The sequence below is a fragment of the Variovorax trehalosi genome (assembly GCF_051216415.1).
GTDB lineage: Bacteria > Pseudomonadota > Gammaproteobacteria > Burkholderiales > Burkholderiaceae_C > Variovorax.
Genome location: NZ_JBPJZG010000014.1, coordinates 1 through 18345, shown reverse-complemented (window position 1 = coordinate 18345; position 18345 = coordinate 1). Strand labels below are relative to the sequence as shown.

Genomic DNA, 18345 nt, shown 5'->3' with positions numbered 1-18345 from the left:
ACGCCGAAGCACGTTTCTTTCCGGCCTCGTGCAGAATACGGCGCGCCGACGATGTAGGTGGAACCGCCTCAGCGCGCGCAATCACAAGTACGAAAAGTATTCACAGAGAGTTGGAGTGTGAGGGATGGGAACACTTACTTGCAGGGCTGCCCTGACATTGCTGCTCGCAGCGCTCGTGTCTTGCGGCGGTGGCGGTGATGTCGGTGGAGGGGGCCTAGGCGGCTTGTCGTCCGGACAGTCGCCCTCTTCGCCTGCGGTGGCGAACAAGGTGGAGAAGGAAGACGCGGCCGATGCAACGCGGCTGTCCGCCGGAGCCGCCGACTCGCTGGGGGGAGTAGCCGCCCTTCGCGCATCGGGTGCGGATGTCGCTGCGGCGCTCGCCCAGCGAACGGCCAGCGATGGCGTTGTGACGTACAGGACACTCGACACCAGCGCCTTCGGCATGCCCCGGACCCTGGTCTACGACGCGGTACATGGCGACATCTATGCCTCGTATCCCACCACCTACGAATCGATCGGCCTCAGTGCCATCGTGCGGTTCCGCACCAACGGCACGAGCTGGACGAGCACGTCACTCTCCCTGCCCGGCCTGCGGGACATCGCATTGGCGTCCGATGCCAGCGTGCTGGCCGCGACGGACGGCAGCAACCAGGTCCATCTGATCGACCTGGCGACGTTCAGCGTGAAGAGCAGCCATCTCTCCGCCACCGAGATCGGCGACCAGGGCAGCAATACCGAGACCGGCATCGCGTTCACCAACGACGGCAAGCTGTGGATGCCAACGGGTGCGGGCTATCAGTGGCACGGATTGGGCTTCTTCGACCTGCGCACCCTGAGCTTCGGAACCCGGCCCTGTCCTTCGTGCCACGGCGGGCCGTTCTTCGCGGTTTCCGGCGATGGCTCGCGGTTGATGATGACCCAATCGGCATCCATGTCGCCGGCACCTCCGGTGCTCTACATGGACACGGCCGACGGCGTCTTCCGGACGAATCCCATCGGGTTGGACTTCTTCTATTGGCTCACGAACCTGAGCGACAGCGGGGATCGCTTCCTGCTGAATGGCTACGCCGTCTACGACCGGGCATTCGGCACGGTGGGCGCGGTGCCTCAACCAGCGATGGGGCTCAGGGCCGCGCAGTTGTCCCCCGATGGGCGCCGCGCGTACGTCCTGAGCTATGCCGTCGAGCCGGGCACGCCGGCGCTGCCCGTAGTCCAGGCCTTCGACACGAGCGCGCCGGCAGGTACACACGTCAACCTGCCGCTGGTCGGGACCTTCACGCTCGCGGACTTCCCCGCCTGCCAGGCGTCCACCTATCCCAGGTACTCCTGCTACAAGCCCAGGATGCAAGTGAGCAAGGACGGCACGACCCTGATGATCCTCGGCGACAAAAAGCTGATCGTGGTCACCATCCCCAAGGCGCTGCGCCGCTACTGACGGGTACCGGCAGCACAGCACACTAATGCTGCCGCGCGTACCGCCCCGGCGATTGTCCCACGTGCCGGCTGAACGCAGTGCTGAACGTGCTGGCCGAACCGTAGCCCACGCGTTCCGCGACTTCCGCAATGCCGACATCCTCGCGGGCGAGCAGGTCCTTCGCGACGGCCATGCGCCAGGCCAGCAGGTACTCCATCGGCGGCAGCCCGACCGCGCGCGAGAAGCGCTCGAAAAAAGCCGAACGCGACAACGCTGACTTCTTCGCGAGTTCGGCCACTGTCCACGGTTGCGCCGGATCGCCGTGCAGATGCCGCAGCGCAAGCGACAGCCGAGGGTCTGCCAGCCCCCGCAGCAGCCCCGGCGGCGCGCCCTCGCCGGGCGTCGAGCGCAGCGCTTCGATCAGCAGCAGTTCGACCAGCCGCTCGAGCACCAAGTCGCGCCCCGACTTCGCTTCGATCGACTCCTCCCGCACAAGCTGCACCAGCACCGACAGCCGCCCCACGTCGCGCACATGCAGCAGCGTCGGGAGCAGCGACGCCAGCAGCGAGGCGTCCGGCGAGTCGAAGGCGAAGTAGCCGCCGAGCATCCGCACATCCGGCGGACCGTCTTGCCTGCCGTGGCGGATCTCGTCCGTCGGTGCGGGCGCCAGCCTGGGATCGACGAAGACAGGCTCCGCCGGCTCGAGGCCCGCAATCGTGAACCCGGGCGTGAACGGCGTCAGCACGAAATCGCCGGCCACGAGGGTGATGGGCTCCTGCCCATCCACGGCCAGCGTGCATTCGCCTTCGAGCATCGTGCAGAAGCTGGGCTCTCCGAAGGCCGCGTAGCGCACCGCCCACGAGCCTGCACCGCCGATCACCTTCGAATACACCGCGCGCGGACGAAGCAGCGAGACGACCTCGGCGAGTGGATCGGCCATTCAGGACTCCTGCAAACAAATGATGGATTTTTGATTATAGAAAGTCCTTCCTATCGCCGATATCGTGACGCACCTTCAACCCCAACCTCAAAGGAAACCCAATGAAGACCGTCCTGATCACCGGCTGCTCCTCCGGCTACGGCCTGGAAACCGCGCGCCACTTTCTCGCCCAGGGCTGGTATGTCGTCGCCACCATGCGCACGCCGCGCGCCGAGCTGCTGCCTCGCTCGGAGCACCTGCGCGTGCTGCCCCTGGATGTGACGAAGCCCGAGAGCATCGCCGCTGCACTCGAAGCCGCCGGCCCCATCGACGTGCTCGTGAACAACGCAGGCCTCGGGCTCTTCGGCGCGTTCGAGGTCACGCCGATGGCCACCGTGCGCGAGATCTTCGAGACCAATACCTTCGGCATGATGGCGATGACCCAGGCGGTGCTGCCGCAGTTCCGGCAGCGCAGGTCGGGGCTGGTCATCAACGTGACGTCGACCGTCACGCTGGCACCGATGCCGCTCGTGGCGGCATACACCGCGAGCAAGACGGCGATCGAAGGCTTCACCGAATCGCTCGCGTTCGAGCTCGAGCCCTTCGGCGTTCGCGTGAAACTGGTGGAGCCCGGCTATGGGCCGAGCACGCGCTTCACGGCGAACGGCGCGGAGCGCATGCAGGGCCTGATTCCCGAGGCGTATGCGCCGTTGGCGCAGTCGATCTTCGCGACACTGGGAAATCCGAGCGCGGTGACCACCGAAGCGGATGTGGCCGAGGCCGTGTGGCGCGCCGCGAACGATCCGGACGCGAAGCTGCGGTATCCGGCGGGCGCCGATGCGGTCGCGCTGTCTCAGGGGCAGTGAAATGCCAGCCGCGCGGGTGAGCTGGCCTTCAGGGCGGGTCTTCCGCCTTCGCGAGCGCCCTGAGCACCGTCACCCCCAGATAGGCGCGCCAGAGCCCGAATGGCACGAGCAAGGCAGCCAGCAGCCGATGCAGGAGGGGATCGGAGTGCAGCACCGCCCACACCCCCAGCGCCACGAGCGCGATCCCGCCCACGGCGTTCAGCACGCCGCCGCTGAACCACTGCAGCGCCAGGAACCGGCCGGTCAGCGTCAGGAGGCGGTCGGCGATCCCGAGCCCGAAGTAGCTGGCGAGCGCGTAGAGGCCGAGCAGCAGCAGCGGGGCCACGGCGATGCCGATCAGGAGGTACGGAAGGATGTCGATCAGCGTGTCCATGCAGCGCGCCTCAGCGTGGGAGTTCTTCGGCCATCAGGTCGATGAACCGCCGCACACGCGGCTCCAGCAGCCGCCGCGTCGGATACAGCGCGAGGACCTTCACGTCGCCTGCATCGAGCCCGGGTAACACCTGCCGCAGGCGCTCCGCGGCCAGGTCTTCCGCCACGAGGAAGTCCGGAAGCAATGCGATGCCGAGCCCGGCGACAGCGGCATCGCGCAAGGCCTCCCCGCTGTCCAACCGCAAGCGGCTGCGCCCTTGTGCCTTGATCCAGTCGCCACCCTCGCCCCGGAAGCGCCAGCTCTGCCTCTGGTTGCGGCTGCTGAAGAACAGGCAGTCGTGGCCCGCGAGCGCGTCGATGTCCATCGGCTCGCCACGCTCCGCGAGGTAAGCGGGAGACGCACACAGCACGGCCTTGTACTTGGCGACCACACGGGAGACCAGCCCCGTGTCCGTGTTCTCCCCGCCCGCACCGATGCGCACCGCCAGATCGAAGCCGTCTTCGACGATGTCGGCCACCCGATCGCTGAAGCTCACCTCGGCCTGCAGCTCGGGCCACGCCGCGAGGTACTTTTGCAGCAGCGGCAGCACCACGAGCCGGCCGAAGGCATCGGGCACGGTGAGGCGCAGCACGCCGCGCGGCGTGCCGCCCGGGCCCGCCACGCTCGCCTCCGCTTCATCGACCGCCGAGAGAATCTGCAGGCCGCGCTCGTAGAACACCCGGCCCTCGTCGGTGAGGCTCAGCGTGCGCGTCGTGCGGTTCAGGAGGCGCGCGCCGAGCCTGTCTTCAAGCCGGCCCACGGCCTTGCCCGCCGCCGAGCGCGTGAGGCCCATGGCCTGCCCGCCGGCGATGAAGCTGCCTTCGTCGACAACGGCCATGAAGACCAGGATCTCGTTCAGGTTCGCGCGTTGCATGGGTGGTGATGGTGATCGAGGTGGAATGTTCTTCGCATCTGTGTAGAAGCCGCTTCGCCAATGGCGTGACTACAGTCGTTCATCACCTCATCACCCATTGCCTCGAAGGAAAGAAAGCGCACATGAAACAACAGCCCGTCCTCTACAGCCACGGCGTGCCATGGGAAGAAGCCTTCGGCGTCGGCCAAGGGTACAGCGTGAACGGCACCATCTACATCTCGGGGCAGTTCTCGCACGACATGCAGGGCGCGTTCGTCGGCGAAGGCGACATTGCGGCGCAGACCACCCAGACGCTGGAAAACCTCGACCGCGTGCTCGCGGGGTTCAACGTGACGAAGACGAATCTTGCGGAGCTCGTGATCTACGTGACCGACCCGCAGGCGCATACGGCGGCGCTGGTGCCTGTGTTCAAGGCGTACATGGGAACGCATCGGCCGGCGGTGACGCTCGTTGGCGTGTCGGGGCTGGCATTTCCGCATCAGTTGATCGAGATCAAGGCGGTGGCGCACACGGACTGATGGGGGCGCGGCGCAGGCCGCCCCAGCGCCGCAAGATTCACTCGCGGCACAATGCCCCGCATCACCCATGGCGCGGCTGGCACAAGGCCATCCCGCCCCCGACGACAGGGAGCACGCATGACAATCGATGCCTCGATTCTTTTCCAGGCCTTCGAACAACGCCTCGCCGCCTTCGAGGCCGAAGCCGAAACCATCACCACCCGCGGCGCCTGCTGGCGACTGCAGCGGCTGGCCGATGAAGCCTGGAGCGAATTGCGGCAGGGCTTTGCTGCCGCAAGCGACTGGGAGAGCGCGGACACGCAGCCACTGCTCAAGCGACTCAACGACCTGAAGGAAACGGCCCGCGTGCGCTTCATCGCGCACCGGCAGGCTCATCCCGAAACAACAGCGGCAGCAGCAAAAGAAGACGAGCGCATCGTGCTCGAACCGCAGCCGCCGACGCTGAACAATTTCTTCTACGCGCGGCACTACAGCCACAAGCACTCGTCACCCGTTGCCAGCGCAGACGACCTCGCCGCCGCCATCGCCCACGCAGAAAAGCGCCTCGACATCCGCCTGCCCGAGCCGCTGCGCCAGTTGTACCTGCGGCAGAACGGCGGCCACACCGACTTCGAGCATTTTCCGAAGACGCCCGAAGCGGCCTACACGTTGCCCGATCACGACGCCCTGTTCGCGCAATGGGAGCACCCCTTCCCCGGCGAAGCGGTGAACCCGGTGGACAAGCTCTGCACCATCGGCGAACTCTCGGACGGCATCAGCTTCGGCGCCGACGACGAGAACCCGTGGCGCGAGAACGTGCCGGAGGTCGACCGCCTCGTCGTCATCAACGGGCACGGCAGCGACATCTTCCTGTGCCTCGACTACCGCGGAGGCGCCACCGAGCCGCGCATCGTGCGGCTCGACGACACGCAGTGGGACGCCACCCTGAAATGCGTCTTCGAATGCAGCGACTTCGCCACGCTGTTCGCGGGCCTGCGGCGCGAGGCCGTCAAGACGCTGGACGGTGTGCTGCGGCAGCGCGGCATGCGTACTGTGGAGCTGTTGGTGGATGGGCAGTGGCGGCCAGCCAAGTCATAGGGCTGGCAGGTTACAGCGGGCGAAAGGGATCCCATGGCGGTTGTTGGCCCCATCTACGGCGGGTATTTCCGCATCAGTAGATCGAGATTCACGTTGGGAGCTCGCCAACTCGATTCGTTACTTGCCGTGCCTTCCTGTTGTCTCATAGGCATCCAGAAGTTGCTGAAGCGCGGAGCGCTCTTCTTGCGAAAGGGCGCTCGCAAGGTCGACGACGATGCCTTTGATGAGGTAGTACTCGGTGTCGTTGCGGATCGAACCGCGCTTGACGATGCGCTTGTACGAAGCAGCGTAACGACGACGAACTTCGGACGCGGTCAACAGTCCCGCCGCACTCAGCGCCTCGTCGAGGGCTGTGACTCCGTCGGCAGGCCTATCGCTCAGGTCCTCGATGATGTCGTTGGCTGCCTGGCGCAACCCTTCCAGCGCTTTTGACTTCCCGTACTGCGCGACGATGCCAGCGCACACCGTCTCCATATTGAAGCCTTCCGTCGGGCGCACGCCCTCGACGTGCTCTGCGTAGAAAGAAATGAACGCGAGCAACTCTTGGAACTCGCGCTCACGGTCTGGTGAAAGGGATCGTGCCATGGAGATAAGAGATTGAAGGAATGATCCACCGCGTCGAAGGCGGCCAATAGTGGAAGCGTCGGCGAATTACCGCTTCAACCACCCCAGCCCCTTCGCATGCAGGCTCTGCACATAAAGCCGATCGCGCGTTTCGGTGACGGCCGTGGTCTCGGGGTAGGCGCCCGTCGCATCCTGCAGGCTCGCGAGCACCTTGCCGTCTTCGCTGAATGCGACCACATGGCCATAGGCCTTGGGCACCGGCCACAGTGCGCGCGGCAGGCGCATCGTCACGCTGCGCAGGAAAGGCTTGTCGGCTAGCTTGTCGATGGTCGGGTTACGCGGCTTCACGAGACCCACCCAGATCTTGCCGTCGAGCCCGCGCATGAGGTTGTCGGGGTAGCCGGGCAGGTTGTCGAGCAGCACGGCGGCCTGTGGGGTGGTGCCCGCGGCGGCATCGAGATCGCGCGCGTCGACGCTGATCTTCCACACGCGGTACTTGCCAGTCTCGGCAACGAACAGGCTCTTCTCATCGGCGCTCAACGCGATGCCGTTCGCGAACGCGAGGCCCCGCGCGACCACGCGCGTCGTCTTGGTAGCCGGGTCGTAGGCCAGCACACGGCCCGTGGCGGACTGCTCGAGGATGTCGAGCACGCTGGCCTCGAAGGTGCCGCCCCACTCGGCCGGTGAGAAGCGCGTCGATGCATCAGTGAAATACATCGTGCCGCTGCCGCGCGCCACCACCACACCGTCGGCATAGCGGATCGGCTGGCCGTCGACCTGGTTGGTGAGCACGGTGATCTGCTTCGAAGGGCTGATCGACAGCAGCCCCTTGATGGCATCGGCTGCGATGAGATTGCCGCTTGAATCGAAGTCGAAGCCGAGCACGCGGCCGCCCGTGTTGACGAAAGCCTCCTGCCTTGTGCCGTCGGGGTTCATGCGAAGGATGTTGCCGCTCAGCACCGTGGTGTAGAGCTTGCCGTCGGGGCCGATGGCGATGTGCTCGGGGCCCTCTTCGCGGCCGAGGTCGATCATGTTGAGCTGGGCCAGGTGGTCGTTGACCGCGAAGGCGCCGGTGTAGCCGGGGTCGGTGGGGGCAGACCAGACGACGGGCTTGACCGGAACGGGCCACAGGGCGAGATAGGCGATGGCTGCGAGGAGCAGCACGCCGAGTACGGCGAGAGTTTTCTTCAGCATGTCTGGTCCGTCTCGGAGTGAGGAAGATCGCCCGGCTGAACCTGCAGCCACGGCCACCGCGAAAGATACGACGCGGCTTTCTTCTTGAACAGCTCGCGATGCGGCATCAGCGGGTTGATCGTCAGCACGCCGTCGTACAGCATGGGGAGGCCATTCGGCGCATAAAGCTCGCCCGGCCGGACGCCGACGCATGTAGCCGGAACAAGGAAGCGGTCGATGCCATCGCGCGTGCTGCGCAGCGCCTCGTAGGGATGGCCGAAATACGATTCGTACCAGAGGTGAACACGCGCCTGGTTCGATGCCTCGACCGTGATGCCGAGATCGCCCAACGCTTCATCGACTCGCGCTTGCACACGACGCTCCCCTGCATCGCTCGTGTCGTTGGCGTCGAAGTAGAACAGGTCGTAATCCTTGATGCCCGCCTCCGGCGCAGCGCCGGACCGCAGGTTCCACACCGTTTGAAAGAGGCAGCCGGCGACCAGCCATCCGTCGGGGAGAGCCAGGGCGTGCCATCGCTCGAGGATTGCGCGGTTGTTGCGATTCTTGAGGATGTCGGTGATGAAGCGTTCTTGCATGGCGTGAAGGAAGCGATGCCGGGCATGTGCGGCGGAAACCGGCGATAGCGTGGCAGCGGCACGGGGGCCAAGGGTATTGGATGTGGAGGCGCAGTACAGCGCGGCCTGAGTGGATCTTTTTTGAACCTTCGGCTTTAGAAGCCGAAGACCAGCAGCAGGTTGTTCGCTGGCATCGCATGCCGCTCGCGCAACGCGAGGCCTGCGCTGCGCGCCTCTGCCGCCACGTCTGCCAGGCGACGTATGCCCCATGCGGAATTGCGGGCGCGCAGGTCTTCATCGAACGCTGTGTTGCTTGGCGCTGTCGGCACGTCGTCTTCGAGGTAAGGCCCGTAGGTGATCAGCAACCCGCCGGGACGCAGATGCCGCGCGGCGCCTTGCATCAGGGCGGCGCATGTGGGCCAAGGTGCGATGTGCAGCATGTTGGCGCAGTAGACGGCGTCGAACTTTTCTCCTTCTCCTCCCCCTTCAGCGAACGCATGTCCTGGCGATGGCCATTGGGGTGACGTCACGTCGAGCAGAAGCGGCGCGCGGAGATTGCGGAGTGCGGCTTCTGCGACTCGGGTCGCGAGCGCGGGGAGCGTGCGGGGGTCTGCGTCGGTGGGTTGCCAGGTCCATTGGGGCATGGAGGCTGCGAACCAGGCGGCATGTTGGCCTGTGCCGGAGGCGATTTCCAGTGCGGTGCCGTGCTGGCCGAGGATGCGGGTCAGTGCGTCGAGGATGGACTGCTTGTTGCGGTCGGCGGCCGGGCTGTAGGGGAGTTCGGGCATGCGGACTGGACTTGGATGGAGGAGGTCTGAACAGTATCGGGGCAAGGTGACACAGGTGATTGCGATCATCCGGCGAAGTCGGCATTGCAGCGATCGCGGTCTGTCGTGCGTCTGCAATTGACGTCCGCTTCTTGCTAGTGAACTGCCCTTCAACGCGGCTGCTCCGACTACCAGCGGGAAGAAAAGCTGGCCACAAAAGCCGGGGCGATTCAGTTCGCCCTGTGCTGTTAGCCTTACATGGTCGGCAGGGCCTCTGCCACGCCAACTCCGGCCATCGCGCCCAATTTTAGAAGTGAACTCACTATGACCAGCCCGCTGTACAACGCCTCCGTTCCCGTCATGCAGCAGATGCTGCGCGCCCTGTCCGACGTGCTCAAGAAGGCCGAAGACCACGCGACGCAGAAAAATATCGATCCAAATGCGCTGCTGCAGGCGCGGCTGTTCCCTGACATGTTTCCGCTGGTACGTCAGGTACAGATCGCCGCAGACTTCTCCAAGGGCATTGCCTCCCGCCTGGCTGGTGCCGAAGTGCCGTCCTGGCCCGACACCGAGGTCAGCTTCGCCGACCTGCAAGCGTTGATCGCCAAAGCTTTGGCCCATATCGGCTCCTTCAAGTCTGAGCAATTTGATTCAAGCGAGAGCCGCGAGATCGTATTGCGCCCCGGCACCCCCAAGGAAAAGAAGCTGACCGCAGGCGCATATCTTCTGCACTATGGACTGCCGCAGTTTTTCTTCCACGTGACCACCACCTATGCCATCTTGCGCCACAACGGTATTGAGATCGGTAAGCGCGACTACATGGGTGCCTACTGACCCAAGACAGACAGGAGTTCATCCCTCGGCCTCACGCAAGTGGGTAATTCGGCCAGGAGCGGACATCGGCCCTGGTGACCGCTCGAAAGGAACGGACCATGCGTTACCGCTTCAACGTTTTCGGACGAATCATTGCCGTCGAACGGGTCGATGACGCCTGGGATACGTACCTGATGGGAAACGAGGGGAAGCGCCGGCCAGCAGGCTTTGCCATTCCGTCCGACGTGACCCACCGTCGTTTCGAACTTTCCCGCGCGTGACGCGCGCACGCACCCTCGCTTCTTCTAGGGCGCAAGCAAAACGGTAACTTCGAACTCTATTAGCTCGAACCACCCGAGGCCGGCCCCACGCGCCATGGGGCAGATCGACAGCAGTGCCGCGAGCCCACCGTAAACTCTGTCAATGCGGTACTTCAGGGTTCATAAAGTCGACCAGTTGCCGCCACGCCCCGAACGGTCCTGCGATCGGGCACATCAAGCCGAGCGGCTCGAGCATGTAAAGCGGCCGTAGCTTCAACTCGCGCAGCAAACCGGCATCGAGGAGGGGCCGCACGAAGTTAAGCGGCAGGAACGACAGTAGATTTTCTTGCTGCGAGAGCCACCACAACATGGCCGTTGAGCGAGTGACGACCGGATAGGTGCGGATCGGGTGAGGCAGGTTCGCGGTCAATTCGTCGAATCGCTCACGGGCGGCCGAACCCGTGGGGGCGAGTAGCCAGGTCTCGTCGGCGAGTTGCGGCCAGCCCAGGGAACGCTTGCGCACCAGCGGATGGTCTGCGCGCGCCAAGACCGCGAAACGATCTTCGCGCACCGGCAAGAAGTGCCAGCCTTCCGGGATCACGGGAGGCCGTCGGCATGCCACAAGATCTGCCTCGCCACGTGCGATGGCCAGCAGTTGATCGTCCCCTTCGGCTTCCGAGAGGTGAACGGTGACATCCGGATGCCGTTGCGCGAAGCGAGGCAGCACGTCGAGCAGGAGCCCGTTCATCGCGCCGACCGAGGCGACGAGGCGGATCGCGCCGCCGATGCGTTGCCGTCCCGCGGCGACGACCTCGGCGCCGTCGGCGACGCCAATGAGCATGCGACGCGCAACGGGCAAGAGGTCTTCGCACGCCTGCGTGGGCCGCACGCCGCGCGCATGCCGCTCGAAGAGCTGAACTTCCAGCAGCCGTTCCAGGTACGCGAGGCCCTGGGTCACCGACGACTGCGTCATGCCGATCGAGTCCGCCGCCCGCTGGAGGCTGCCCAGCTCTGCCACTTTCAAGAGGATCTGCACATGCCGAAACTTGCCGCGCGCGAGCAGGCGGTTGAAGAGGACGGATGCGTCATGGCTCAAGGTATCGGCAAGTCTAATGGGAGATCGCTGTTTTTAATTTGTCGCCGATAGCTTGCTTAGGGATGATGGCAACTCCACAAACAGCGGGCAGCAAGCCACGCACAGGAGACAAAACGTGAAAAAACCATGGCCGCTGCTCGCGGTTGTCTGTTGCCTGCTCGGCGCCTTTCCGGCCCATGCGCAGGACGAGGTCTGGCCATCCAAGCCGATCCGGGTGATCGTGCCGACCCCGCCCGGCGGCGCCTACGACCGCACCATGCGACCGCTTGCGCAGGAGTTGGCGTCGTTGCTCAAACAACCGGTGGTGATCGACAACAAGCCTGGTGCCGGCAACATCATCGGCGCCCAGGCGGGCGCCGCGGCCCCGCCCGACGGCTACACGCTCACGATGACGGGCATGGTGAACACGATCGCCCAAGGCATGTACGACAACGTGCCCTTCAACATCGTCAATGACTTCACCCACGTCGCCATGATCGGCGGCGGCGCGCAATGGCTGGTGGTCAACAGCCAGTCCGGCATCGAGTCCTTCGCCGATCTGATCGCCCGCGCCAGACGCGAGCCAGGCGCGATCAACTACGCGAGCTCGGGCGCCGGCAGCACCGGCCATCTGTTGATGGAACTGCTGCAGAGGGCGACACAAACCTCGTTCGTGCACATCCCCTACAAGGGCGGCGCGCCGGCGCTGATGGATGTGCTGGGAGGCCAGGTCGCTGTCACCGTGATTCCGCCGAGCGGGTCGATGCAGTACATCCAGAGCGGCAAGCTCAGGGTGCTGGCGGTGTCCAGCCCGAAGCGCAGCCCCGAGCTCCCTCAAGTTCCGACCTTCGAGGAGCTGGGCTACAAGCAGCTGACGGTGATCTCCTGGGTGGGCCTGTCGGCACCGAAGAAGACGCGGCCCGAAATCGTGCGCAAGGTCAACGAAGCAGTGCGCGAAGCGATGATGAAGCCGGAGCTGCAAAAGAAGCTCGACGCCGAAGGCATCACGCCGATGACGATGACGTCCGACGAGTTCACGCGCGTCGTCAAGAGCGACACCGAGCGCTGGGGTGCACTGACACGCAGCCTGCAACTCAAGGCCAACTGAAACCCGAACCCATCCCTCATGCCTTTTGTCACATCGAACAAACGCGACATCTACTACGAGCGCCACGGCGCCGGCCCGGCGATCCTGTTCCTGCACGGTGCCGGCTCGAACGCCGCCACCTGGTGGCAGCAATTGCCGGCCTTCACGCCGCAGTACACCTGTCTCACGATGGACATCCGCTGCTTCGGTCGTTCGGTGGCGCCGCCGGAGGAGTTCTCACTGGAGCTCTTCGTCGGCGATGCCTTGGCGGTACTGGCGCGCGAAGGCATCGAGCGCGCGACGGTCGTCGGCCAATCGCTTGGCGGGATGATCGGGCTGCGGCTCGCGCTGCGCCATCCCGAGCGCGTCGCCGCGTTCGTCGCGTGCGACACGTCGCTGGCCATCGACCACCCGACACTGGTCGACAGCATCGAGCGGCGCTTTAAGACAGTTTCCGCGGTAAGCATCGAGCAGCGCTCGCTGGGCGCCTGGTTCTTGAAGGCGCAGCCCGCGCTTGCAGCGCTTTACGCGCAGATCAACCACTTCAACCCGAGCGCTCACAGTATTGCGCCCGAAGCTTGGCGCGAGGCCGTACTGCGCCTGAACCAGCCCGAGAACCTGCTCGCCGTCGCGGAGATAGACCAGTTGGCTTGCCCGACGATGTTTCTCGTTGGCGCCGAAGACCCGATTGTTCCGCTGGCGGTCATGCGCGAACTCGGCCAGCGCCTGCCAGGGTGCGAGGTCGTCGTCGTCGAGGAGGCCGCGCATTCTGCGTACTTCGAGAAGCCGCTGGAGTTCAACCAGACGGTGTTCGACTTCTTGAGACGACGCGCCGACTCCTAGGTCTGCTGTGCAGCGGTTGCCGACATCCCTCAGCCTCGAGCGAATGGGTACTATCGGCCACAACCGGTCGTTCGCCTCGGCGGTTCAAGATGCACCCAAGTCCCTCAGAGTTTTGATTCCATGCCAGAAGTTCCGGTCTACTTCCATGTACAGCCTGGCGCCGCTCTGCCCAACATTGCGTACTTGGCTCCCTTTCGAGCGGTGGTGATCATCGAGGGAGAGGTCTCCGTTGAGTGGCGCACCGATGTCAGCAATTGGCTGGTGCATTCTGGCTGCCTCTACATGATCGCTTGGGGTCAGGACTGCAGTTTGTGGGACGACTCGGTCGACTGGGCGAGCATGGATTGCTTTCCTTTCGAGGAAATCCCTGAGGATCGATTCGTCATGACAGCATGGCATGACGGTGATCCACTGGATGAGGTTTTCTATTTCTGTAAACATCTTGCCATTCATCCGGCATTGGAGCTACCTCAAGCGATCTTGCTGCACATCGCCCGCAATGAGAGCGCAGATCCGATGCTTCATGCGTATATCCGCGCCTGATATGGCGGGCACGACCGGCTAGATTCGACCCATACCGGAGTTCCGCGCGGCCCCCTAACATCCAGCCATGGCCTCAGCAAATATGCCAATTACGGACACCCAAACTCTTGAGGCGCACTTCAAAAGCGTTGACCCGGCAGCGCCATCTTGGCGAAGCACCCACCAGGCACTTTGGGGTTTTTATGGCAAAGCGTAAACCCAGTGTCGGTTCGCTAGTGCGCATCGAGCTCGAGAACGGATGGGACATGTTTGCACGTGTCTTGGAGCACGCAGAAGCGGGTTTTTACAAGTACGCTGTGAAGCGAAAGGAGCCTGTTGACGTCGAGGAAATCTACTCATTGCCGATGGCATTTATCGTTGCGGTGATGAACTCTGCCTACAGAGACGATCGTTGGGCTGTCGTAGGCCGCAAAAAGCTCGAACCTCTTTTGCTGGAGCCACGAAGAAATTTCATCCGAGACTCGATTTCCGGAGAATTCTCCTTGTATATGACCAACGACGGAAGCATCAGGCCTTCGACTCAAGAGGAGTGCATAGGTCTTGAAGAAGCAGCGGTATGGAGCAGTGAGCATATTGAGGAAAGGCTGATGGATTATTTCTCTCAACAGTTGTGTGAATGATTTTCGAGTCGACTTTGTGCGTAGGCGGAGTCGTTTGAACTGCTCACCGGCCGGCGTCCGATAGTCCCTCCAATGTCAGCTTCAGGGCAAGGCGTGCAGCCATCCGAACCAAGCAGTCGAAAAGAAAGCATCGAATGAAAGATGGCGTCGCCGTTCCTGAGGCCGTGCTGTGCATCCCGGGCCCTTGGATTGAGAGAGCGGACCTGACGAGGCAACTCGTTCAGTCAAACACGGGCTATATTTTCGCTGGCATGTTGTTGATGGACATGAAGACCCGTACATCATGCGAGCTTCAGATGGAAGCACGCGACGAGAGAATGTCTTCTGCTTTCAAGGTGGCTGGACCGCACTGGGCTCAAACCGATGAAATGACGCGCATCGAGAATCACGATTCCGTCATCTATCTAATCGGTCACGGCGGCTCTGAGACCAACTTTGCTCCGTTGATGCACGCCGCGCGTGCGCTGCTAGATGCAGGCGGTTTTGGCGTCAAGGTCGAGAGTACGGGCCTTGCGCATAGCCCAGAGACGTGGCGCAGGCTCTGCGATGATCTGCATCTTTTCAGTGTTCACGAAGCTTGCGTCGTGTACATCACCGGCACTGACGTTTACTCGTGCGGTATGCACAATCTTGGCCTGAAGGATGTGGTCGTCTCAGCAGATGGCACAGAAGACCCTGTCGAGTTACTTCGGACCTTCACACGCTATGCCTTCGCCGAGAAAGCGGACATCCGTGCTGGCCAGACTTTTTCTGTGGCTTCCGACGCTCCCGTCTACAGGATCGTTGAAGACGAGGGCGTGGTGTACGACGCTTCATCACTTTTTAAGAACCCGTATGGCTTCTGGCGCCTTGAACCTGAGGGCCTGAAGCTTGCGACCAGCACCCCCGCCAGACGTTCCTGATGGAAGTTCCGCAATCACTAGCCCAACGTCCGCTTTCTGGCAAACCGAACAGCCGGTAAGGGCCCCTTCGCGGCAGCATCTCGACCGGCTACAGTCGGCCAGAAGCAGACGTACAAAGGCGTGACAGGATCCGAAGGCCCAACTTTCCATAGGCGAACTAAAAATGCTGGTAAACCTGCTCGGCAAGAGTCTAAAAGACGAGGCGACTCTCCAGTTCTTAGAGGACCACCTAGCTGGGCCTGTCATCTATGACTTTGATCGTCTACGTGAAGGCACGGCAGATTCATATTGGGCCGAGGCCCGCGGCGCCGGCTATGCGCTTCGATTCAACGAGCATCAGCTGCTCAGAACCGTTCACTGCTATGTGATGCCGCTTGACGGATTTTCATCTTGCGATGTAGCAGCCCTCGGAGTGCAGATATACGAGACTAGGGATGAGGTCGAACGGGTGGCAAAGGCTCGCAGCCTCCGGGTTGTTACAGACGATGCGAACATCCCCGCACTGAGCCTTCAAACAAAATGGGCGCGTATCGAGGACGAGCATTTCTGGGTGCACTACGAGTTTCGCGATGGCGCTTTGAGTATGGTGAATCTGTCACTTCCTCGTCCGTGATCGGCCAGGACCGGTCATTCGGAGGGCTGCTTCAATTCGCCTGATAGCGGACGCTCGAGGCGTCCGCACCACAATATTGTGCAGATTCAGCAGAACACACTCCGAAGCGCGTGCACACCAACGGCGCGCCCATGAACAATTAGGCCAACTTCCGCGTCGAACCATGAGCATCACGCCTCCCGCCGAATTGCAGCCGCTTGCCGGCAACCTTCATCTTCTCTATCCGTACGTCGTTCCACGGAGCTGGGTGGACTACGTTGGCGCCGACTCCCTTCTGACTTGGGATTTTTCAGAAGACGTCCGCATGGTTCTGGTCATTGACGGACTTGGAACCGTACGCAATGCGAAGTCGCAAGACCTGTCGGAGGCGGGCCTCTCAGTGGAAGACGCCTTCGAGGTGGCCGCGAACAACCTGGGAAAAGCCTTTCAAGCAGGGGAATTTCAGCTCGGCGGGGCAACCCTCATCGATGGAACGAACATCGGGATGGCTCGTGGAAGCTGGATGGCGCCCGCCGGCGCGCTGATACTTGGCAACTTCTACGAGATGCTCAAGGAGAACTTGGGCGGCGAGGAGTTCGCCGCGGTAGCCGTGAACCAACAGTGCCTGTTCGCGTTTCCGACCGACGAGAAGACTCTTGGCTCCAAGTCGCTGCGCATCGCGATTGAGGATGAGTTCCGAGGCCATCCAAAGCCGATTTCACGGGCCTGGCTGAAGCTTGACGGAACATGGCCGAGCGAGCATCCGTTGAACGGTACCTTTAATGCCAGTCCCGATAGTTGAACGCCCTTTGGTCGGCGGTCGGCCACAACCGGACGTTCCCATTCACCGGGCCAAATTCCGACAGAGGAGTTGCTCGTTGAGGCGGTGAAATCCTGTTGAGCGCGGGTTTGCGACGGGTTCCAGCGGCAGAGCGCAGTAACGCTACTTTGCGAATTTTTTGATGGCAATGGTATGGAGCGCGTGCACTGGGCACGATAGACCGACTGATCAAGCACATGAAACTCAAAGCGCGCAGCCACCTTAACCCGGGTGAACATGGATATGAAATTCGCGGAGGCACCGTTGAGAAAAAGGTGCTGACGCTCGGTGCTACTGACTCCTACGACACCGTCGTCGGAGGCGTGAAATTTACCGACTGCGAGTTTCGGATGAAGCGCGTGAAAGAGACGGACTTCAATTTTGATGCGACATGCGTTGACTGCGACTTCCATCTTCCAAAACGGGTCTCCAACCGCTACATGGATCGACCAGTGCTCGATAGCTGCAGGTTTCACGGGCACTTTGTCGGGTTTGATTTTGGACCGAAGTTCTTAAATGGGGTCTTGCTAGGCCCGAGCCCCGGGCGTTTGCACAACTGCGACTTCTCGGATGCGCGCCTCCACCTTTGCGCCTTCTACGAAACCTCTCTCGCGGCACATTCATGGCCCGACTGGCCTCACATCTATCTTGATTACTCGGAAGATTTCGCGTGGGCTCATAGTCTTGCAAAAACCCCCGTGCCCAAGAGGCTCAAGACCATCCTAACGCTGCAGTCCAACGATATCGATATCCCTGAGGTCACTCGGGTGCGCTCTCAATGCATTGTTTCTGTGTACTTGCCTGATTTAGAGGAAGACCCGGAAGCACTCTGGCCCTTGATTCAAGATGTCCCGCAAATTTGGTTTCCGGGGAAATCGAAGAAAGGGCGGGCAACACCAGAGCAGGTGTCAGCTGCTGAGCAAAAGAACGTGGTCGCCGCGACAAAGGAGGCTGTGAAAAGGGACCGCTTATCACCATTCTGGTTGATCCAGCGTTGCTGGCTCCTGGAGTGTCGGACGGTCGAAGATACTTCTGGAATCGAGCTGGTCTTTGATAGTTCATATCTTCAGAAGCGCGTCCCTGAGGCTCCACCTAAGGTTCGTTTGTTTCTCACCGAAGGAGAAGCCATTCTCCGCGGGTCGAGTGGTCACGAATCTATTGACGGCTCTGTAGAAAAATTCATGGTCACGGGCACGGACCTTGAAGGCAACACGGTAATACTCAAGCCCCACAGGAAAGAGAGAGGCCAAGTTGCGATCGACTTTTCTGACTGTGTAGCGCGCGACGAAATTGGTAATCCGCTGGAAATTTCACAATTGAGAGACTTTGTCAATCGCTACTGGCGTCCGGATTAGGAATTGATGCTAGGCATATCTCTCATGCTTGAGAAGACGTTACGAAACTGGCAAAAGTCGTTGATCCGTCTTCAAGAGACGCTCCAGCGAGCGACTGCTTCAGAATAAGCTGAACTTCCGCTTTTGGCCCGTTCACGACGGCGGCGCGACCGGCTACAGTCGGCCAAGAGCGGTCCTTCGTCACAATGTCTCGAATCAGGCCTGCAACCTGCCTTCCATGCCAGCCACACTCCACCTGAAGTCCTAGGCGTTGAATGAAACCAGAGGTTCAATCGA

22 protein-coding genes are annotated in these 18345 nt (G+C 62.3%); 14 read left to right on the top strand and 8 right to left on the bottom strand.

Annotated elements, in window-relative coordinates; genetic code table 11:
- Positions 1-256 precede the first annotated feature (256 nt).
- Positions 257-1435, top strand: a complete 1179-nt coding sequence (locus tag ACSFA7_RS32720; protein WP_435503216.1) for an NHL repeat-containing protein — start codon at positions 257-259, stop codon at positions 1433-1435.
- 22 nt (positions 1436-1457) lie between these two features.
- Here the strand turns inward: ACSFA7_RS32720 and ACSFA7_RS32715 are convergent, their stop codons facing one another.
- On the bottom strand, positions 1458-2354 hold the full coding sequence (locus ACSFA7_RS32715; RefSeq protein WP_435503215.1) for an AraC family transcriptional regulator: 897 nt from the start codon (positions 2352-2354) through the stop codon (positions 1458-1460).
- A gap of 101 nt (positions 2355-2455) precedes the next feature.
- Here ACSFA7_RS32715 and ACSFA7_RS32710 point away from each other — a divergent pair, with 101 nt between their 5' ends.
- Positions 2456-3199 carry an SDR family oxidoreductase gene (locus ACSFA7_RS32710; RefSeq protein ID WP_435503214.1) on the top strand — a complete coding sequence of 248 codons (744 nt, stop codon included), beginning with the start codon at positions 2456-2458 and terminating at the stop codon, positions 3197-3199.
- 28 nt (positions 3200-3227) lie between these two features.
- On the opposite strand, the gene ACSFA7_RS32705 is transcribed toward ACSFA7_RS32710, so the two are convergent.
- Both ACSFA7_RS32705 and ACSFA7_RS32700 read right to left on the bottom strand, forming a co-directional pair.
- Positions 3228-3572 (bottom strand): hypothetical protein, encoded by a 345-nt coding sequence (locus ACSFA7_RS32705; RefSeq protein WP_435503213.1) that lies wholly within the window; start codon positions 3570-3572, stop codon positions 3228-3230.
- A gap of 10 nt (positions 3573-3582) precedes the next feature.
- A complete protein-coding gene (locus tag ACSFA7_RS32700) occupies positions 3583-4485 on the bottom strand; it encodes a LysR family transcriptional regulator (protein ID WP_435503212.1) in 903 nt (300 codons plus the stop codon).
- Positions 4486-4607: 122 nt separating this feature from the next.
- Here ACSFA7_RS32700 and ACSFA7_RS32695 point away from each other — a divergent pair, with 122 nt between their 5' ends.
- Both ACSFA7_RS32695 and ACSFA7_RS32690 read left to right on the top strand, forming a co-directional pair.
- Positions 4608-5003 carry a RidA family protein gene (locus ACSFA7_RS32695; RefSeq protein ID WP_435503211.1) on the top strand — a complete coding sequence of 132 codons (396 nt, stop codon included), beginning with the start codon at positions 4608-4610 and terminating at the stop codon, positions 5001-5003.
- Between the two features lie 117 nt (positions 5004-5120).
- On the top strand, positions 5121-6080 hold the full coding sequence (locus ACSFA7_RS32690) for an SMI1/KNR4 family protein (protein WP_435503210.1): 960 nt from the start codon (positions 5121-5123) through the stop codon (positions 6078-6080).
- Between the two features lie 117 nt (positions 6081-6197).
- On the opposite strand, the gene ACSFA7_RS32685 is transcribed toward ACSFA7_RS32690, so the two are convergent.
- The 4 genes from ACSFA7_RS32685 to ACSFA7_RS32670 all read right to left on the bottom strand — a co-directional run bounded on the left by ACSFA7_RS32685 (position 6198) and on the right by ACSFA7_RS32670 (position 9180).
- Positions 6198-6665 (bottom strand): hypothetical protein, encoded by a 468-nt coding sequence (locus tag ACSFA7_RS32685; RefSeq protein WP_435503209.1) that lies wholly within the window; start codon positions 6663-6665, stop codon positions 6198-6200.
- 66 nt (positions 6666-6731) lie between these two features.
- A complete protein-coding gene (locus ACSFA7_RS32680; protein ID WP_435503208.1) occupies positions 6732-7838 on the bottom strand; it encodes an SMP-30/gluconolactonase/LRE family protein in 1107 nt (368 codons plus the stop codon).
- The gene (locus ACSFA7_RS32675) at positions 7832-8413 is read right to left on the bottom strand and encodes a nucleotidyltransferase family protein (protein WP_435503207.1); all 582 of its coding nucleotides are present in this window, start codon (positions 8411-8413) and stop codon (positions 7832-7834) included. Before ACSFA7_RS32675 ends, ACSFA7_RS32680 begins: the two co-directional genes overlap by 7 nt.
- A gap of 134 nt (positions 8414-8547) precedes the next feature.
- Positions 8548-9180: a DUF938 domain-containing protein gene (locus tag ACSFA7_RS32670; protein ID WP_435503206.1), complete on the bottom strand. Its 633-nt coding sequence runs from the start codon at positions 9178-9180 to the stop codon at positions 8548-8550.
- A gap of 303 nt (positions 9181-9483) precedes the next feature.
- Between ACSFA7_RS32670 and ACSFA7_RS32665 the strand changes: the two genes are divergently transcribed.
- Positions 9484-9993, top strand: coding sequence for a DUF1993 domain-containing protein (locus tag ACSFA7_RS32665; protein ID WP_055803081.1), 510 nt, complete (start codon positions 9484-9486; stop codon positions 9991-9993).
- A gap of 98 nt (positions 9994-10091) precedes the next feature.
- Positions 10092-10253, top strand: a complete 162-nt coding sequence (locus tag ACSFA7_RS32660) for a DUF7661 family protein (RefSeq protein WP_435503205.1) — start codon at positions 10092-10094, stop codon at positions 10251-10253.
- A gap of 139 nt (positions 10254-10392) precedes the next feature.
- Here the strand turns inward: ACSFA7_RS32660 and ACSFA7_RS32655 are convergent, their stop codons facing one another.
- Positions 10393-11328, bottom strand: a complete 936-nt coding sequence (locus tag ACSFA7_RS32655; RefSeq protein ID WP_435503204.1) for a LysR family transcriptional regulator — start codon at positions 11326-11328, stop codon at positions 10393-10395.
- 115 nt (positions 11329-11443) lie between these two features.
- Here ACSFA7_RS32655 and ACSFA7_RS32650 point away from each other — a divergent pair, with 115 nt between their 5' ends.
- The 8 genes from ACSFA7_RS32650 (at position 11444) to ACSFA7_RS32615 (ending at position 18069) form a co-directional block, all read left to right on the top strand.
- Positions 11444-12415: a Bug family tripartite tricarboxylate transporter substrate binding protein gene (locus ACSFA7_RS32650; protein WP_435503203.1), complete on the top strand. Its 972-nt coding sequence runs from the start codon at positions 11444-11446 to the stop codon at positions 12413-12415.
- A gap of 18 nt (positions 12416-12433) precedes the next feature.
- On the top strand, positions 12434-13237 hold the full coding sequence (locus ACSFA7_RS32645) for an alpha/beta fold hydrolase (protein ID WP_435503202.1): 804 nt from the start codon (positions 12434-12436) through the stop codon (positions 13235-13237).
- 120 nt (positions 13238-13357) lie between these two features.
- Positions 13358-13780 (top strand): DUF7684 family protein, encoded by a 423-nt coding sequence (locus ACSFA7_RS32640; protein WP_435503201.1) that lies wholly within the window; start codon positions 13358-13360, stop codon positions 13778-13780.
- 182 nt (positions 13781-13962) lie between these two features.
- Entirely contained in the window at positions 13963-14400 is a 438-nt protein-coding gene (locus ACSFA7_RS32635; RefSeq protein WP_435503268.1) for an Imm26 family immunity protein, read from the top strand.
- 134 nt (positions 14401-14534) lie between these two features.
- Positions 14535-15302: a DUF4261 domain-containing protein gene (locus ACSFA7_RS32630; protein WP_435503200.1), complete on the top strand. Its 768-nt coding sequence runs from the start codon at positions 14535-14537 to the stop codon at positions 15300-15302.
- Positions 15303-15465: 163 nt separating this feature from the next.
- Positions 15466-15915 carry a hypothetical protein gene (locus ACSFA7_RS32625; RefSeq protein WP_435503199.1) on the top strand — a complete coding sequence of 150 codons (450 nt, stop codon included), beginning with the start codon at positions 15466-15468 and terminating at the stop codon, positions 15913-15915.
- A gap of 163 nt (positions 15916-16078) precedes the next feature.
- Positions 16079-16696 carry a DUF1444 domain-containing protein gene (locus ACSFA7_RS32620; protein ID WP_435503198.1) on the top strand — a complete coding sequence of 206 codons (618 nt, stop codon included), beginning with the start codon at positions 16079-16081 and terminating at the stop codon, positions 16694-16696.
- 215 nt (positions 16697-16911) lie between these two features.
- On the top strand, positions 16912-18069 hold the full coding sequence (locus ACSFA7_RS32615) for a hypothetical protein (protein WP_435503197.1): 1158 nt from the start codon (positions 16912-16914) through the stop codon (positions 18067-18069).
- Positions 18070-18345: the final 276 nt, after the last annotated feature.

Bases quoted from the DNA above. Each gene is read 5' to 3' on its own strand.
- ACSFA7_RS32615 (WP_435503197.1), top strand. From the start codon at position 16,912: ATGAAACTCAAAGCGCGCAGCCACCTTAACCCGGGTGAACATGGATAT.
- ACSFA7_RS32690 (WP_435503210.1), top strand. From the start codon at position 5,121: ATGACAATCGATGCCTCGATTCTTTTCCAGGCCTTCGAACAACGCCTC.
- ACSFA7_RS32700 (WP_435503212.1), bottom strand. From the start codon at position 4,485: ATGCAACGCGCGAACCTGAACGAGATCCTGGTCTTCATGGCCGTTGTC.
- ACSFA7_RS32625 (WP_435503199.1), top strand. From the start codon at position 15,466: ATGCTGGTAAACCTGCTCGGCAAGAGTCTAAAAGACGAGGCGACTCTC.
- ACSFA7_RS32635 (WP_435503268.1), top strand. From the start codon at position 13,963: ATGGCAAAGCGTAAACCCAGTGTCGGTTCGCTAGTGCGCATCGAGCTC.
- ACSFA7_RS32675 (WP_435503207.1), bottom strand. From the start codon at position 8,413: ATGCAAGAACGCTTCATCACCGACATCCTCAAGAATCGCAACAACCGC.
- ACSFA7_RS32705 (WP_435503213.1), bottom strand. From the start codon at position 3,572: ATGGACACGCTGATCGACATCCTTCCGTACCTCCTGATCGGCATCGCC.
- ACSFA7_RS32670 (WP_435503206.1), bottom strand. From the start codon at position 9,180: ATGCCCGAACTCCCCTACAGCCCGGCCGCCGACCGCAACAAGCAGTCC.
- ACSFA7_RS32665 (WP_055803081.1), top strand. From the start codon at position 9,484: ATGACCAGCCCGCTGTACAACGCCTCCGTTCCCGTCATGCAGCAGATG.
- ACSFA7_RS32685 (WP_435503209.1), bottom strand. From the start codon at position 6,665: ATGGCACGATCCCTTTCACCAGACCGTGAGCGCGAGTTCCAAGAGTTG.
- ACSFA7_RS32645 (WP_435503202.1), top strand. From the start codon at position 12,434: ATGCCTTTTGTCACATCGAACAAACGCGACATCTACTACGAGCGCCAC.
- ACSFA7_RS32715 (WP_435503215.1), bottom strand. From the start codon at position 2,354: ATGGCCGATCCACTCGCCGAGGTCGTCTCGCTGCTTCGTCCGCGCGCG.
- ACSFA7_RS32695 (WP_435503211.1), top strand. From the start codon at position 4,608: ATGAAACAACAGCCCGTCCTCTACAGCCACGGCGTGCCATGGGAAGAA.
- ACSFA7_RS32620 (WP_435503198.1), top strand. From the start codon at position 16,079: ATGAGCATCACGCCTCCCGCCGAATTGCAGCCGCTTGCCGGCAACCTT.
- ACSFA7_RS32640 (WP_435503201.1), top strand. From the start codon at position 13,358: ATGCCAGAAGTTCCGGTCTACTTCCATGTACAGCCTGGCGCCGCTCTG.
- ACSFA7_RS32710 (WP_435503214.1), top strand. From the start codon at position 2,456: ATGAAGACCGTCCTGATCACCGGCTGCTCCTCCGGCTACGGCCTGGAA.
- ACSFA7_RS32630 (WP_435503200.1), top strand. From the start codon at position 14,535: ATGAAAGATGGCGTCGCCGTTCCTGAGGCCGTGCTGTGCATCCCGGGC.
- ACSFA7_RS32680 (WP_435503208.1), bottom strand. From the start codon at position 7,838: ATGCTGAAGAAAACTCTCGCCGTACTCGGCGTGCTGCTCCTCGCAGCC.
- ACSFA7_RS32660 (WP_435503205.1), top strand. From the start codon at position 10,092: ATGCGTTACCGCTTCAACGTTTTCGGACGAATCATTGCCGTCGAACGG.